Here is a 14,091-nt window from a genome sequence, read left to right on the forward strand (position 1 = left end):
TGGAAGCCAGGAATTGAAGAGCAATCCCAGCCAGTGGAAGGCCTACGAGGCGAGCGGGAACTGCGTCGTCACAGCCGGCCCAGGAAGCGGCAAGACGAAGGTGTTAGTTCTCAAGACCGCACGCATTCTGATGGAGGACTTGAAGTCGCCAGCCGGCTTGGCATGCCTTACCTTCAGTAACGAGTGCGCTCGCGAGTTGCGTCGAAAACTTCGAGACCTTGGTGTTGCACGTCACCCGAATCTCTTCGTTGGGACTCTCCATTCGTTCTGCCTTCGACACGTAGTGGGTCCGTATGCCAAGCTTGGCGGCCTCGGACTGCCTGATGGATGGCAAGTTGCTTCCGACGATGAGCGGAATGATGCCTTTACAGAAGGAGCAAAGGAGACCTCTTATGCGGCGACCATGATCAACAGACGCGAGTTCGACGATTTTCGTCGGGTGCTTCGGGCGGACCGCCGCCCAGACTTCGTGTCTGACGAGAACGCCAGATTCGTAGAGAACTACGAGAAGGCGCTGCGGCGGATGGGGCGAATCGACTTCGAGGACTTGAGTGTTCTCGGGCGAAAGTTGATCGAAGAGCACGACTGGGTACGAAGGGCACTGAAGGCCCGGTTCCCGGTCTTCGCGATTGATGAGTATCAGGATCTTGGGGTGGCACTTCACGATGTGGTGCTGAAACTCCTCGACATCGGCATTCGGGTTCTGGCAGTTGGCGATGCCGACCAGTCCATATACAGGTTCCAAGGAGCGAGTCCCGCTCTGTTCGGGGAGATCGTCAACCGAAAGGACTTCGCCCACGTCAAGCTTCGGCTCAATTACAGATGCGCGAAGGACATAGTGAAGGGTTCACTTGGGCTCCTCGCTGACGGGGCGGACTACGAGGCGCACTCGAATGAAAGTGGAGCGATCTATGAGCACGAGTGCACTGGTGGACCTAGCGACCAAGTAGGCCATGTCTTTGAGAAGATCGTTCCCGACATTCGTTCGCGTGGGTTTGCGCTCGGGCGGATTGCGATTCTCTATCGCGACAAGAACGACGGGTCACGCGTCGCGTCTGCGGCGCAAGCGGCGGGTCTGAACTTCGTCCGTCTCGACAACGGAGCGCCCTACGCGAAGACACCATTCACTAGGTGGATCGAAGATTGTGCTGCTTGGTGCGCCAAGCCATGGAATGCGGCAGGGGTCACCCTTGGGGAGCTCATCGAAACTTGGTTGGGCTTTCATGCTGGTAATTACAACCCGACCGTGCGGAACCAGGCCCGGCAGGCTCTTGTCTCATTCCTTTGGGCCGCACGGGGCTCGACCATGCCCATTGCAGAGTGGTGCCGGCGATTCGACGAAAAGGTGCTTGGTGAGGCGCTTCAGACGCAACCGATGCTTGTTGGAGACCGAGCGAAGCTGGATGCGCTGATTCATGCGGTCGAAGAAGGTGAATTGGCCGGCACCACGCTTGGGCAGTTCGTCGGGCAACGCGGGAGTGACGACGTCCTGAACCTCATGACCCTTCACGGTGCTAAGGGCCTGGAGTTCGACGCGGTCGTCATGATCGGGGCCGATGAGGGGCGGTTGCCGGACTTCCGAAAAGTCGACAACGATGAGGATCTTCAAGAAGAGCGAAGGCTCTTTTACGTGGGGGTAACTCGAGCTCGTAGGGAGGTTCATGTCGTCTATTCTGGCTTCACCGTCGACAGGTACGGCAGGAAGCGGGTCAATGGGCGCTCACGCTTCCTCGATGAGTTGACCCAGCAGCTTCGGAGTGAGGCCGACGACGACTCCTACGATGTCTGCGAAGCGTGCGAGCCAGATGAGGACCATGCCCCGCACTTGGTGCATTGGTCTTCGACTGCCACAGTCGGGAGCCTGTGCACTGGTACCTGTGACTGGTGCAACACGCTCTCAGGTCGCTGTGACGACTGCGGCGACAGGTTCCCCCTGCCCGATGACGCGGAGGAAACGTGCTCCTGCGGCACCACTTTCAGGCACATTGTCGAGCGCAACCATCATGGCGAGGTGGAAGTCGACGAGGTTCAGATTGTCGATAGCGAGCCTGAATCCGATGCGTGAGCCTGGGTTATTCACGAGGGATGGCAGAACCCTTGCACTGTAGCTGATCAGCATGTGCGGGATGCCGGGCAGGACCCACTCTTCTCCGTCATCCACCGCCACCGTCGGCGCCAGCTGCGCCCACCCCTCCTCCATTCCGTATCCGTCCGGATTACCCCGTAGGTAGGTGGGAGGGAACCCTACGATAAGAGTAGGGGATGACCCAAACGTACGTCTGGTGCGCGCCATGGTGCACCGCTACGGCGCGGCCCCAGACCCGTGCCCAGTGACGCGCCGGACTCTTGGTGGCTGGCGGACTTGGCCCGCGAGTTGGAGATGCCTGTCGTCACCCTCTACGGCTGGATTCGACGCGGCTGGCTCAAGAGTCAGAGCGTCAAGGGCCAGCGTGTCGCCTACGCGGACCGCAAGGAACTGGCACGTCTGCGCAAACTGCGCCAGCAACAACTCCGCTTCCGTCCAGCGACCCGGACCCAGGGAAAGAATGCGTGACTGGAGATGCATCATGCATGGACGATTTGGGCGACGACGTACTCCTCAATGGCGGGGGCTGGCAGCGCTATCACCGAGCACGCCTCCTTGCCCTGCTTGTCGCGGGTGGTGCAGCGATAGTAGCGGTACTCTCTCTGCCCCCGCCGAGTGGAGCCCGGAGTCATGGCCTCCCTGCAAGCCCCGCAGCGCAGCAGCCCGCGCAACACGTAAGCCGGGTTGAGGCCGCGAGTCCTCAGCGCCTTCTCCTTCCCATCCAGCATCCGCTGTGCCCGCTGCCAGATGGCACGTTCCACCAGCGCCTGCTGCTCCCCCTCGAACAGCTCGCCCCCGCTCTGCATCCACCCCGCGTACACTGGGTTGCGCAGCACCCGGCCCACCGCTCCCTTCGTCCACCCGGGCGCCGTCTTCCCCTTCTTTACCCGCGTCGATCTCGGAAGCAGCCCTCTCTCGTTGAGTACCCTCGCCACCTGCCCCATGTTCCCGTGCTGCAGGTACTGCTCGAACACCTCCCTCACCACCCCCGCCTCCAGCTCGTTCACCTCCAGGCGCCTGTCACGTACCTCGTAACCCAGCGGCACGGGGCCTCCCGTCCACTTCCCCTTCCTCCTGGCCGCCGCCATCTTGTCCCGCGTCCGCTCGGCGATCATCTCCCGCTCGAACTCCGCGAAGCTCATCAGCATGTGGAGGGTGAGCCTCCCCATCGCGTCCGCCGTGGAGAAGTTCTGCGTCACCGACACGAAGGAGGCCCCCGCGGCGTTGAGCCGCTCCATCACCTTCGCTCTGAACCGGCACGCGAACCTCGCGTTCAACAGATGGAGAATGCAGGCCTCACGCTGGGTTCGTGCTCCGCGACATGCTCCAGAGTGGGCAGGAGGTGGCGGAGCGATATGGCGCTCGGATGCTCAACCGCCAACCATCATCTCCCTGCGAGGAAAACTGCGGGAGAGCCGTGTCCGCCCACTCCAGGGACCCCACCTCCGTGAGCGTGGCCATCTCGATCCACCTCTCAGGATCGATCGAGCCTCTCAGCGCCGTTCGGACCCACCTGAGGAACTGGCTCCTCCACGCAATGCCGCCTCCAGAAGGTCAGCCACTTCCAGCAAGCCGGCGCGCTTGCGGCTCTTCACGCCCAAGTCTCTCGCCATGGCAATCTGGATTTCGTGCTTTCGGGGGGCGCCTTCTCCAGCCATTGCAAGTTGATACCAGAGAGCCCACTCCTCGGGGTGGCGCGCGCCCCAGGGTTCGGTCGCATCCGCCATGATGGCATCTGAGAGCGCATCCACCAGCTCCGTTGTGCATTGCCGTGTGTCTCCTCTGCGTTGGTTTGCCATCCAGAGGGACTCCACGGCATTGGCGAAGCTGGCACCGCCAGGGCCAGTGGAGTCTTCCCAGAACGGCCACTCCCTCCCACTGCTGGCGGCGTCCTCCGGCTGGGTGAGTGCTTCAAGCACCTCCCGCACCCAAGGCATACCGGGCTGGTGGCGCTCGAAAACAGGGAGCCGGCGGGCGATGAAGTCTCTCGTCAGCCGCACGGCATGGCTTGTGGGGAGTTGGAGCAACAACGGTTCAATGGCGACCCGCCACGCGTTCCAGTCGCCTTGCTCGACCGCCTGCCGCGCAGCCTGAAGGAATTGTTCAAAAGAGTTCTGGTCGCCCATGAGGTGTGGCCCGCCCCTACCCCACGATCCGGCATTTCTCCCACTGCAAGGGGCGCGGCGCGTTCTCAACACAACATGGGCAACAGACGATGGACCCAGCCCTCTGACCGTTCATCCGGACGTTGTAGGGGTCTCCGACATCTGGGCAGGGGCCGCTCCGCGTGCGCTGCGCGTTGTGTAGAGCGAGGCTCGTGGCTCCCAGCCGCTGCTTCATCGCATCCATCGCCTGACGGGGGCTGTGGAAGACGTAGTCCTCTGGCAGCTCGTGGCAGATGGCGTAGGTTGGCATCTCCCTCTCACAAGTGCGCCGCTGGGTCTCTTCTGTCTCCCAGTCCTCCGGGTTGCCGTGGGGGACGTGCGGGTCCTGATCCGCGTCTTGCTGCTGCTGCTTGCGCTCGGCGAGCTTCTCCCGTAGCCGCGTCGCGGCTTCCCCAGGAGCCACCCACGGACCCGCCACGTTCTCCGACCGCGCATCGGCGCCCCTTCTCCCCAGTGGAACTCGACACCGGAAACGGTAGGGGTGTGCGGTCTTGGCTGGAAGGACACAGGGAGTCGGCACCGAGGGTGGAATTGAGAGGTACGTTAGGCCGGAACCTGAACTCTTCGAGCAACTGCGCTCGGATGCCATCCCAGTTCTGCGCATAGAGCCCCCCATCCGTGTCGAGGTGCTGGAGCGGGAAAGAAACGGGATTGGCCAGACTGGCCTGGACGACATTGCCCTGCCTTCACCCCGAGAGCCGAGCGGTGGGCGAGCGTCGGCGCTCCCGCCAAAGGCGACGAAGAGCCTGATGACGTCCATGACGATGGAGAGCGGCTCGTCGTCGAGAACCTTCAAGAGCACGTTCCGCTCTATTCACCACGATCCGCGCGGGGCTCCCGGCATGCCGGGCAGCTCCAGCGCCCCTCCGCCCGCGGGACACACGCCACACAGAGCACATGCAGCCGCTCGTCACAGAGGGCGGGCTGAGGCGCGTCCAGCCCACAGGCCGCACACACGGGCGCCAGCAGGTGCAGCGTCACGAAGTCATACTCGAGCGTCAGCGAACACTCCGCCTTGCGCCGCCGGGCTCGGAGCGTGAGCTCCGCCACCGGGGCCTCGAGCCACACGGCCGCCACGAGCGCCGCCTCGTAGCGCACCTGCCCGCGCTCCTTCAGCTCCTGGAGCTTGCCCGCGCGCTCCCGCTCGATCGCCCCGGCCTTGAGGGCGATGTCCTCGGCCGCCAGCTTGCCGCGCCGGGCCCGCTTGTCGAGCTCCGCGCGCAGCCCGTGGAAGTACTCCTCCATGCGGCGCAGATCCCGCTCCTGGCGGCGCGCGGAGCCCTCGAGGAAGGCACGGGACTGCGCGCGGGCCGAGGCCTCGGCGCGGAGCAGGGCGGCGCGCGCGGCCTGCTCCAGCGCTGCACCGGCGGGGCGCGCGACGGCGGGGCGAAGCGCTCCGCTCCCACCCGCGGCCCGCCAGAACCCGGGCACGCTCACCCGCTGGCTCACCGAGACGGTCTCCTCCACCAGCCCGTCGCGCCGATCATCCGTGCTCAGCGAGTAGCGGACGTACGCCACCAGGCGCGCGCCCGTGCTCAGGCGGGAGCCCTCCAGCTCGTGGACGGCGTTGCGCAGCACGAAGCGCTCCGCCGCCGCGCGAGCCGTGGCCTCCCTGGGAGCGGAATGCGGCTCCAGCGTGAGCGCGGCCCAGGGGACGTGCCGGGTGGCCTCCTGGAGGAACCTCTCCAGGGTGGGAGCGCCGTAGCCGACCCAGAGCGCTCCGGGCGTGGGTTGCTCGGCGTAGCGCGCGTGCTCGGGGAGCCCCAGGGCCGTGGCCAGCTCGGCGGGTTGGAGGATCTCCACGCCCTCCTGCCCGGCCTCCACGACGGCGCCCCGGTGCTCGGACCAGGCCCGGACGAAGGACAGCGGGGTGCTCATGTCTCGAAGTCCTCCGCGAACAGCTTCTCATCCAGCGCTTTGACCTGTTCATAGCCCCTGCGCGCCCGGGCGAGCTCCTCGGCGAGGGCCTCGAACTCCTGGTGGAGGGCGGGCTCGTCCCGGGTGGAGGCGTAGATGTCGAAGACGCGCTCATCGAACTCCTTCTCGCCCAGGGCCCGGCCGAGAATGAGATCCACCTCGCCCACCACCAGCTCGAACAAGTGGATGCGCCGGTCCAGCACGTCGAGGATGCGCTCCTCGGCGCTGTGGGCGTTGCAGAGGGAGAAGATGTGCACCTCGTGCTGCTGGCCGATGCGGTGCAGCCGCCCGATGCGCTGCTCGATCTTCATCGGGTTCCAGGGCAGATCGAAGTTGACCAGGACGTTGGCGAACTGGAGGTTGCGACCCTCGCCACCGACCTCGGTGGCCAGGAGCACCCGGGCCTGCTCGCGGAAGGCCTGGACGGCCTGATCCTTCTCGGGGCCGCTCATCCCACCGTGGAACGAGACGAAGGAGAGCCCCCGGGCCTGGAGCGCGTGGGAGAGCGCCTCGAGGGTGGCCTTGAAGCGGCTGAAGACCACGACCTTGCCCGGGCTCTGGGCGAGCACATCCAGCAGCCGCGCCGTCTTGCGAGAGGGCGCGGCGGCGGCGGCCTGGGCGAGCTCCAGGAGGCGGGGTGTCCCGGTGGCGGGGGCGGGGACTTGCGTGGAGGAGTCCTCCTCGGGACGCTGCTCGGAGGCGGAGCGCAGCAGGGTGTGCAGGGCGGCGTGGGGGCTGGAGCCGGCGGCCTCCATGAGGAAGCGCAGGCCGCGCCGGGTGGAGGCGGGGGCGGGGGCGCCGCGGCGGACCTCCTCGACGATGGCCTGGTACAGGGCCAGCTCGGCGGGGGTGGGCTCGACGACGAGGGTGCGCGCGAAGCGGGGCGGCAGGGCCACCGAGAGGCCCGCGCGGGCGCGGGTGTTGCGCACCATCACCTCGGAGAGCAGGGCGCGCAGCCGCTCGCGGTTCTTGGGGTTGAGGGGATCTCCCGCGGAGACGAAACGCCTCTTGAAGTCGGCGGGGGTGGAGAGCTGCCCTGGCTTGAGCAGGGTGATGAGGTTGTAGAGCTCCTCGAGCTCCGTCTCCACGGGGGTGGCGGTGATGAGCAGGAGGAAGCGGCTCTTGAGCTGGTTGACGAGGCGCCAGCCGGCGGTGGCGCGGTTCTTCACGTGGTGGGCCTCGTCCACGGCGACGAGATCCCAGGGAGTCTCGGCGACGAAGCGCGCGTGGCGCTCCAGCTTGGCCATGTGCAGGGAGGCGACGAGGACGCCCGGGGCGTGCCAGGCGGCGGCGGGATCCCTGGCGCGGAAGGCGGGCTCCTCCGTGGAGCGGGCGGGGATCTGGAACTTCTCGCGCAGCTCCTCGGTCCACTGGCCCACCAGGGCGCTGGGGACGAGGACGAGCACCCGGCTGGCCATGCCGCGCAGGCGCATCTCCTGGATGAGCATGCTGGCCTCGATCGTCTTGCCCAGCCCCACCTCGTCCGCCAGCAGCGCCCGCCCGCGCAGCAGCCGGAGCACCTTGAGGACGGTCTCCACCTGATAGTCGAGGCGCTGCACGCCGCGCAGCAGCGGCAGGCAGAGCAGCTCGTCGAACTGCTCGGTCAGCTTCAGGCGCCAGGCGGCGACGCACAGCTCCACGTCGGCCAGGGAGCCCGGGGGCGCGCTGAAAACGCGGCTCGAGACGCGCTCCCGCTCCTCCTGGTGCTTGCGTTCATCCATACCTGGAACCGACCTCATGGGTTATCAGAGTATGATGGGACCTCGGAGGTCATATCGCAAGTCCGGGTAACAGCTTGAACGGACAAGGGCTCGGGGCGGCGCAGCGACCCGGATGCTCTCGCCGACGGGACCTACCCCCACGTCCTCAAGCGCCTGGCCAAGGCCCAGGTCCTCATCCTCGATGACTTCGGCCTGGAGCCCCTCGGCGTCGCCGAGCGCAAGGAGCTGCTCGAGGTGCTCGAGGTGCTCGAGGACAGGTACCAACAGTCCACCGGACGCCCGAGCGGAAAGGTCATCGCCCACTCCACCACGTCCAGACGAAGCCAGCCGCGAGCACTATCTCGACGATGGCCGGGACGACGACGCCGGAGCTGACTCGTCCAGCACGGAGCTCGAAGAGCCCGAGACCTGCGAGCAGCGCGCTTGCTCCACCCACGCCTAGACACACCGCCGAGCGGAGGTCTGACGGTGCAGCTGCTCGCCCGAGGAAGAACATGAGGGCGAGGCCGAGATAGATCGCACCCAGCCGGCGACAAATGACAAGGGGCCCATCGGTCACCTCGATGCCCCACTCCTTCAGCAGGGAAGCCCCGGCGAAGATGAAGCGGATGCCGAGAACGCAGCCGCCCAACGTCATCACGTACGCCATTATCTTGAAGGTCATTGTCGGTCTCCCAGATCAGCCGCTCACGGGCCTGTCAGACGACGCCGAAACGTCCGAGAGCGACAAACACCCCGAGCAACGCGAGGATCGCCGGAGGCGCCACCGGCTCTTTGAGCTCGACGTGCGTCTTCACGGCGCCGGCCATCAGAACCACGAGACACACTGCGGCGATGGGCGTGAGGACCGGCAAGATGCCGGTGAGGTGCGGAACGACCACGCCGATCCCGCCAAGAACCTCCGCGAGACCGAGGAGCTTCACGTTGCCATCGCTCCACGCCGTGGCCCACTTCATTCTCTCCATGAGCTTGACGCGAGGCGTGGCGAGCTTGAACCCGCCCGCGCCCACCATCGCGAACGCGAGGAGTCCAGAAGCAATCCAAAGAGCCATCTGCATACGCCTCCATCCTTGTCGAAGTCGGCGGCGCCGCTCGCCGTCGTCCCATGAATGAAAGCTATGGGGTGGCAGTTGCACGCGCCATCATGGATCAGCCGCAATACTTGATGTATCGTCCCGACGATGCCCTCGGACGTTCGCGATCCCCTCGAAGATGTGCTCGCGCTCTTGCGGCCCCAGGCAGCAGTCGCTGCGGAGCTGCGCGCCCACGGCCGGTGGAGCCTCGCGTTCGACGCCTATCCAGGTGTGAAATTCGGAGTCGTCATCGAGGGAGAGTGCCGGATTGCCATTCGCGGTCGCGCGGCGAAGCTCCTTCGCGCGGGCGACGTCTTCCTGCTTGGCGGCGTACCCCCTACGTGATCGCGAGCGACATGGAGACCCCGAGCCGAATCGCGAACGACTTCCTTCGCCCCACGACGAACCGCGTTGCCCGACTTGGCAGCGCGCGAGAGAAGCCGGTCGTGCACCTCGTGGGTGGGCGCTTCGCCTTGGATCTGGCGAACGCGCACCTGCTCATCGAGGCGCTGCCAGAGTTCGTACGCATCCCGGCGGACGAGGCGCGCTCGTTGCGCGACCTGACGCGGCTGCTTGTCGACGAGGTGCGCGCTGTGCAGAACGGTCGTCTGCGGGTGCTCGACCAGCTCGCGCAACTGGTGCTGACATACGCGCTGCGCTGGCTCGATTCCGAGGGCAAGAGCCCCGCTCGCACAGGTTGGCTGCGTGCGCTCGCCGATTCACGCATCGGCGCAGCGCTTCGCCATATTCACAGCAGCGTGGAGACGGGGACGTCGGTGGCCGAACTCGCGCGCGTGGCGGGCATGTCGCGCACCGCGTTCTCCGCGCGCTTCGGAGAGCTCGTCGGGCAGCCACCGCTCGCTTACGCCATCCAGTGGAGGATGTCGCTCGCGAAGGACGCGCTGCGGACGACCGATTGCGCGATTGGAGAACTCGCATTCAAGCTCGGGTACGGGTCCGAAAGCGCGTTCAGCATGGCGTTCCGGCGCGAGGTCGGCCGATCGCCTCGCGCATATCGGTACGAATCGCGCGCAAGCTCTTACACGACAATCCTCGACCAGCAGCCCGCGGCCACGGCCGAGGACGCGGCCACATCCTGACGGGCACGCTGTTCCGCAGGCGCAGCTCGCGCGTGACACTGAGCGAGACGTTGAGCGAGACGCCGCCACCGAGCCCGTGCGCCGGCCCACCCAGGTGGCCCGGATGCTCGTCCACGCGGCCAGCGTGACGTTCGAGGAGAACCTCGACACCCGCGTGACCAGCGAGGAGCTGCGCGCAGGCACCTGAGCGACGCGGCTTCACACCACACAGCGCGTGATGATGCGCGCCCCACCCCACGGTCCGGGCTCGTAGGTGTCCTGGACGCGAAAGACCTGGTCGAGCAGTTCGAACAAGCGCTCGGCCTCCCGCTCCGAGGGCGAAGCAAGGTACCGCTTCATGGCTGCAACGGCCCTGGAGGCAAGCCGCTGCTGGTGTGCCCTCGCCTGGGAGCGGCCTCCACGGCGCCGCTGCTGCTCCCGTCCCATCTGATCGCGCACTGCGACCGCGAGATACACCAGAAAGCGTGTGCCGCCGCGCACGTCCTGGCAGAGCCTCTTGAGCACGGTCAGGCGTGTCGCGGGGAAGTTCTCTCCCTTGCGCAGCGCGACGGCCGTCTCGGCAAGCCGCAGGACCTGGCTGTCGGGCTTGGTGCTCATGCCCCTCCTCGGCACACCTCTCTGCCTCGTAATGGTGGATGAATCGGCGCAAGGTTGATGACGCCCGCCCCTGGGAGCAAGGCCCCAGCGGCCTCGGGTGCTGAGCCTGCGCTGGACGTCAGTGCCGGGTTGCCGTAGGAAGAAGAATCCTATCGCCCAGGTTGTTCGAGTGCTGCTCTACTTGACAAGTCACGCAACTGCGCAAGTCCCTCCGGTGACGCCACCATGTCATACTCCCCGAACCGCTCGCTGGAGCCCCCCATCGACCCACCGGACTGGGAGGCGGCGCTCGGAGCCATGAGCGCAGATGAGCTCCGCGCCCTCGTCCGAGGCATGGCGGACCACCTGGAGGCCGGCCCGCGCGCAAAGCTCGAGAACCTCCTCCTCGAGCGCGCCTGCCGCGGAAGATCCGGGTGGCGTCCGAGCGCCCCCTCTCCGGAAGTGATCGCCGGGCTCGAGACCTTCGTCAGCGCCGCACGCCGCGTTGGCCGGGCCGACCCTGGTGAGGTGGACACATACCTGCGCCAGGGACTGAAAGCATTCCTCGCTAGAGAGTTCGCAGCCGCGCGAGCCATCTTCGGCACGCTGCTGCCTCCGCTCGCCGCGGCGGAGATTGACCTCGGCCAGCAAGAGCTCCTCGATGAGATGCTGACAGAGGACCCGGGCGACTGCGCGGCCCGCTACGCCGTGGCGGTGTACCGGACGACGCCGCTCGTGGAGCGGGCGGATGCCGTGTTCGCAGCGCTGAAGGCGGTGGCGGGCACAACATACTGGGGCTCACCCCTGGCGGACATGGAGCGAGTGGCCACAGAACCGCTCCCGGAGTTGGCGGAGTTCCTACGCTTCTGGGTGGAACGGCTCGAGCGGGAACCCGCCGCCGAAGGCGGGTGGTGGGCATCAGCTCGCGAGCACATGCTCCGGGAGGCGGTCGCGCGCGCGGAGGGCATCGCCGGGCTGGAGCGCCTGGCGCGCGCCTCCCGCAAGCCCGAGGCGTTGCGAGTATGGTGCTCGGCCCTCGTCGAGCGGGACCTGTGGTCCGAGGCACTTCGCGCCTATGAGGAGGCTACCGCGCTGACTCCTTCCATACCCTGGCGAGGCGACTTCCTCGATGGGGCGGCTCTGGCAGCGGCGCAACTCGGCCGCGCCGACGCTACCCACCGTCTCGAGGAGGCCTGGCTCGGAGCCCCCTCGCTCACGCGACTGCTCCGGTGGCTCGTGGCGGACGAGCCCAACGCAGCCGTGCTGAAGAGGCGCGTGACGATGGCGCTGGAGAAGTGCCCGGTGGGGGCCTTTAGCCTCATGGGCCTGCTGCACGTGGTCTCCGGCGACTTCGCCCCCGCGGCCGAGTTGCTTGCCCAGGCCCACGGAGTCGGCTGGTCGTTCGCAGATCATCCTGGCCACCTGCTCTTCCCCGCCTTCACCTGGCTGCTCGGCGGCGCTCCCGCCGACACGCTCCGGGGCGAGTTGGCACTGCCTCTCCACCGTCCCCCCACGATGCTCTTCGGTCTTGGCTTCGACTTGGGCTCCGAGGACACCGGTATGCCTGCGCCCTCCCGCCCTATGCTACAGACCCCCTCCGTGGTCCACGTCCTGCTGCGAAGTCGGGTGGGGGAGCACCTCTCCACCAAGGACCGAAGACTGATGCTCGATGCACTCCGCGCGGCCGCCTCCGCCCGGACTGACGCCGTCCTGGGTGGCAAGCGGCGCCGCACCTACCGGCATGCGGCGATGCTGATCGCGTGCTGCGTGGAGTTGGACACTCTGGCCGGGCATGCGGAGGCTGCCACACGATGGGCGGACGGACTTCGCGAGCAAACCCGGCGGTTTCCGGCGTTCCAGAGGGCTTTGCGCGTCGCGCTCGACCGCGTCAGAGGTCCCCTGCGTCCCCCCTGAGGTGGCCGGATTGGGCTCTAAAGCAAGCCGGCATACGTCCGAGTCTGCTCCGCCGTGGTGGCCCATCCTCGCAGTTCGCCATCAGGCGCTCATGCCCCTATTCGGCCGACTGCGCAGGGAAGTCCCTGAAATCACAGGGTGATTCCGGCTGCGCTCTCTGGGCAGAGCCGCGAACGTGTTCGCCAGCCACTCCGAACGGGGAGCTGACCGAAGCCCATGCCCCCCGGTCATGGGCTTTTGTTTTTCCAGGCTTATACTTCCGAGGTCATGGAGCCCTCGCACGAGTCCCTGCCTTACGCGACGCGCCTGCGCCGGCTCACTGCCACCGAGTACATGCGAATGGTGGACGCGGGCGTCTTCGCAGAGCGCGAGCGCCTGGAACTCATCGACGGAGTCCTGTGCCGCATGTCCCCGCAGAGCGTGCTGCACGCCCGCATCATCCAGATGCTCAGTGGCCTGATCTTCCGTCAACTGTCGGCCCAGCACGTTTTGCGGGTGCAGCTCCCTCTTCAGCTTGGAGAGTTCAGCGTACCCGAGCCGGATCTGGCGGTGGTGACTCGGGAAGAGGGAGCCAGAAGGGACTCGCACCCTCAGAACGCGGAACTCCTCATCGAAGTCGCACGCAACTCCTTGAGAGAGGATCGCACCACCAAGGGCGCACTCTACGCGCGGCATGGCGTTGCCGAGTTCTGGTTGGTGGACGTCGAGCGCCAGCGCGTCGAGGTGTACCGCCAGCCCGATGTGGATTCGGCAGCCTACGCCGAGCGCACCACCGCGCAGGCCGGCGATGTGCTGACCGCCCAATCCGTGCCGGGGCTGGGCATCGCGTTGGATTCCATCTGGTAGACCTGCCGACAAAGGTCCCCACTCAGCAGAGCTGTTACCTTCACCGGCATGACCTCACCAACCCCTCCTGCGAACACCGGACAGCTCGCGACTCTCCTGGACGAACTGCGAAGGTTCGTCGCAGAGCGGGAATGGGCGCAGTTCCACGATCCCAAGAACCTCTCGATGGCAGTCGCCTCCGAGGCGGGCGAACTCGTGGCCCTCCTCCGCTGGGTTCGGAACGACGACGCCGACGCGTTCGTCCGCCAGCCAGAAAATCACGCGCGCCTCAGGGCTGAAGTCGCCGATGTCGCCATCTCTCTGCTGTTGCTGTGCGATAGAGCTGCCATCGACCTTCAAAAGGCGATCCTCGACAAGCTTGAGGTCAACCGCAGGAACTACCCCGCAGAGAGCACGCGCGGTCGCGCGGAACGCCCCGAACGCCATCGACCCTGAGCGTGCCAGGGTCCCGTCTTCCGCCTACCTCCCACATCCTGGTGAAAAAACAGAGCAACCACTCCGCTTCGCGGTGGCCGACCCCATGAGTCGACCGCCTGGCCTCAAAGAGGAGCGGCTGTGTCTCTGTACTTTGTCCCAGCGAATCGCCAGAACCTGGAACTCTCGATCGAGCAAGATGTTCCACCCGAGCGGCTTGCCCCCTTTGTGCCGGATGATGTCATCCGGGAGCTCCAGGACCGAGCGGGAATGGAGGGC

At 66.5% G+C, this 14,091-nt stretch carries 15 protein-coding genes and 1 pseudogene; 8 read left to right on the forward strand and 8 right to left on the reverse strand.

The features are described from left to right. The first annotated feature begins 13 nt into the window (after positions 1 to 13). A complete protein-coding gene (locus tag KY501_RS37910) occupies positions 14 to 2,065 on the forward strand; it encodes an ATP-dependent helicase (protein WP_224368752.1) in 2,052 nt (683 codons plus the stop codon). A gap of 297 nt (positions 2,066 to 2,362) precedes the next feature. Next, the gene (locus tag KY501_RS37915) at positions 2,363 to 2,554 is read left to right on the forward strand and encodes a hypothetical protein (protein ID WP_224368753.1); all 192 of its coding nucleotides are present in this window, start codon (positions 2,363 to 2,365) and stop codon (positions 2,552 to 2,554) included. A gap of 11 nt (positions 2,555 to 2,565) precedes the next feature. On the opposite strand, the gene KY501_RS37920 is transcribed toward KY501_RS37915, so the two are convergent. The 5 genes from KY501_RS37920 to KY501_RS37940 form a co-directional block, all read right to left on the reverse strand. Then, positions 2,566 to 3,324, reverse strand: a complete 759-nt coding sequence (locus tag KY501_RS37920; protein WP_224368754.1) for a recombinase family protein — start codon at positions 3,322 to 3,324, stop codon at positions 2,566 to 2,568. 255 nt (positions 3,325 to 3,579) lie between these two features. Then, positions 3,580 to 4,212, reverse strand: a complete 633-nt coding sequence (locus KY501_RS37925) for a hypothetical protein (RefSeq protein WP_224368755.1) — start codon at positions 4,210 to 4,212, stop codon at positions 3,580 to 3,582. Positions 4,213 to 4,228: 16 nt separating this feature from the next. Beyond that, positions 4,229 to 4,669, reverse strand: coding sequence for a hypothetical protein (locus KY501_RS37930; RefSeq protein WP_224368756.1), 441 nt, complete (start codon positions 4,667 to 4,669; stop codon positions 4,229 to 4,231). Between the two features lie 392 nt (positions 4,670 to 5,061). Beyond that, complete coding sequence (locus KY501_RS37935) at positions 5,062 to 6,129, reverse strand: hypothetical protein (protein WP_224368757.1); 1,068 nt, start codon at positions 6,127 to 6,129, stop codon at positions 5,062 to 5,064. Then, positions 6,126 to 7,889, reverse strand: a complete 1,764-nt coding sequence (locus KY501_RS37940; RefSeq protein WP_224368758.1) for a DEAD/DEAH box helicase — start codon at positions 7,887 to 7,889, stop codon at positions 6,126 to 6,128. Before KY501_RS37940 ends, KY501_RS37935 begins: the two co-directional genes overlap by 4 nt. Before the next feature lie 132 nt (positions 7,890 to 8,021). On the opposite strand from KY501_RS37940, the pseudogene KY501_RS53760 reads away from it, so the two are divergent. After that, positions 8,022 to 8,264 (forward strand): annotated as a pseudogene (locus tag KY501_RS53760) (ATP-binding protein); the annotation flags it as partial. Here the strand turns inward: KY501_RS53760 and KY501_RS37950 are convergent. Then, a complete protein-coding gene (locus tag KY501_RS37950) occupies positions 8,182 to 8,553 on the reverse strand; it encodes a hypothetical protein (protein ID WP_224368759.1) in 372 nt (123 codons plus the stop codon). The pseudogene KY501_RS53760 and the gene KY501_RS37950 sit on opposite strands and share 83 nt — an antisense overlap. 34 nt (positions 8,554 to 8,587) lie before the next feature. After that, on the reverse strand, positions 8,588 to 8,947 hold the full coding sequence (locus KY501_RS37955; RefSeq protein WP_224368760.1) for a DoxX family protein: 360 nt from the start codon (positions 8,945 to 8,947) through the stop codon (positions 8,588 to 8,590). Between the two features lie 123 nt (positions 8,948 to 9,070). Between KY501_RS37955 and KY501_RS54410 the strand changes: the two genes are divergently transcribed. Together KY501_RS54410 and KY501_RS54415 are read left to right on the forward strand one after the other, a co-directional pair. After that, on the forward strand, positions 9,071 to 9,307 hold the full coding sequence (locus KY501_RS54410) for a cupin domain-containing protein (protein ID WP_373691690.1): 237 nt from the start codon (positions 9,071 to 9,073) through the stop codon (positions 9,305 to 9,307). After that, positions 9,304 to 10,062, forward strand: a complete 759-nt coding sequence (locus KY501_RS54415; RefSeq protein WP_373691691.1) for a helix-turn-helix transcriptional regulator — start codon at positions 9,304 to 9,306, stop codon at positions 10,060 to 10,062. The genes KY501_RS54410 and KY501_RS54415 overlap by 4 nt, the downstream gene beginning before the upstream one ends. Before the next feature lie 198 nt (positions 10,063 to 10,260). On the opposite strand, the gene KY501_RS37970 is transcribed toward KY501_RS54415, so the two are convergent. Continuing rightward, positions 10,261 to 10,659, reverse strand: coding sequence for a hypothetical protein (locus tag KY501_RS37970; RefSeq protein WP_224368761.1), 399 nt, complete (start codon positions 10,657 to 10,659; stop codon positions 10,261 to 10,263). Between the two features lie 225 nt (positions 10,660 to 10,884). Here KY501_RS37970 and KY501_RS37975 point away from each other — a divergent pair, with 225 nt between their 5' ends. The 3 genes from KY501_RS37975 to KY501_RS37985 all read left to right on the forward strand — a co-directional run bounded on the left by KY501_RS37975 (position 10,885) and on the right by KY501_RS37985 (position 13,833). Continuing rightward, positions 10,885 to 12,552, forward strand: a complete 1,668-nt coding sequence (locus tag KY501_RS37975) for a hypothetical protein (RefSeq protein WP_224368762.1) — start codon at positions 10,885 to 10,887, stop codon at positions 12,550 to 12,552. 267 nt (positions 12,553 to 12,819) lie between these two features. Further along, a complete protein-coding gene (locus KY501_RS37980) occupies positions 12,820 to 13,398 on the forward strand; it encodes a Uma2 family endonuclease (protein ID WP_224368763.1) in 579 nt (192 codons plus the stop codon). 48 nt (positions 13,399 to 13,446) lie between these two features. Continuing rightward, positions 13,447 to 13,833 (forward strand): nucleotide pyrophosphohydrolase, encoded by a 387-nt coding sequence (locus KY501_RS37985; RefSeq protein ID WP_224368764.1) that lies wholly within the window; start codon positions 13,447 to 13,449, stop codon positions 13,831 to 13,833. The last annotated feature ends 258 nt before the right edge of the window (positions 13,834 to 14,091 follow it).

It is taken from the genome of Hyalangium versicolor, assembly GCF_020103695.1.
GTDB lineage: Bacteria > Myxococcota > Myxococcia > Myxococcales > Myxococcaceae > Hyalangium > Hyalangium versicolor.

Excerpts from the sequence above, each read along its gene's own strand:
- KY501_RS37920 (WP_224368754.1), bottom strand. The coding sequence starts at position 3,324 with ATGGAGCGGCTCAACGCCGCGGGGGCCTCCTTCGTGTCGGTGACGCAG.
- KY501_RS37925 (WP_224368755.1), bottom strand. The coding sequence starts at position 4,212 with ATGGGCGACCAGAACTCTTTTGAACAATTCCTTCAGGCTGCGCGGCAG.
- KY501_RS37935 (WP_224368757.1), bottom strand. The coding sequence starts at position 6,129 with ATGAGCACCCCGCTGTCCTTCGTCCGGGCCTGGTCCGAGCACCGGGGC.
- KY501_RS37940 (WP_224368758.1), bottom strand. The coding sequence starts at position 7,889 with ATGGATGAACGCAAGCACCAGGAGGAGCGGGAGCGCGTCTCGAGCCGC.
- KY501_RS37950 (WP_224368759.1), bottom strand. The coding sequence starts at position 8,553 with ATGACCTTCAAGATAATGGCGTACGTGATGACGTTGGGCGGCTGCGTT.
- KY501_RS37955 (WP_224368760.1), bottom strand. The coding sequence starts at position 8,947 with ATGCAGATGGCTCTTTGGATTGCTTCTGGACTCCTCGCGTTCGCGATG.
- KY501_RS54410 (WP_373691690.1), top strand. The coding sequence starts at position 9,071 with ATGCCCTCGGACGTTCGCGATCCCCTCGAAGATGTGCTCGCGCTCTTG.
- KY501_RS37970 (WP_224368761.1), bottom strand. The coding sequence starts at position 10,659 with ATGAGCACCAAGCCCGACAGCCAGGTCCTGCGGCTTGCCGAGACGGCC.
- KY501_RS37975 (WP_224368762.1), top strand. The coding sequence starts at position 10,885 with ATGTCATACTCCCCGAACCGCTCGCTGGAGCCCCCCATCGACCCACCG.
- KY501_RS37980 (WP_224368763.1), top strand. The coding sequence starts at position 12,820 with ATGGAGCCCTCGCACGAGTCCCTGCCTTACGCGACGCGCCTGCGCCGG.
- KY501_RS37985 (WP_224368764.1), top strand. The coding sequence starts at position 13,447 with ATGACCTCACCAACCCCTCCTGCGAACACCGGACAGCTCGCGACTCTC.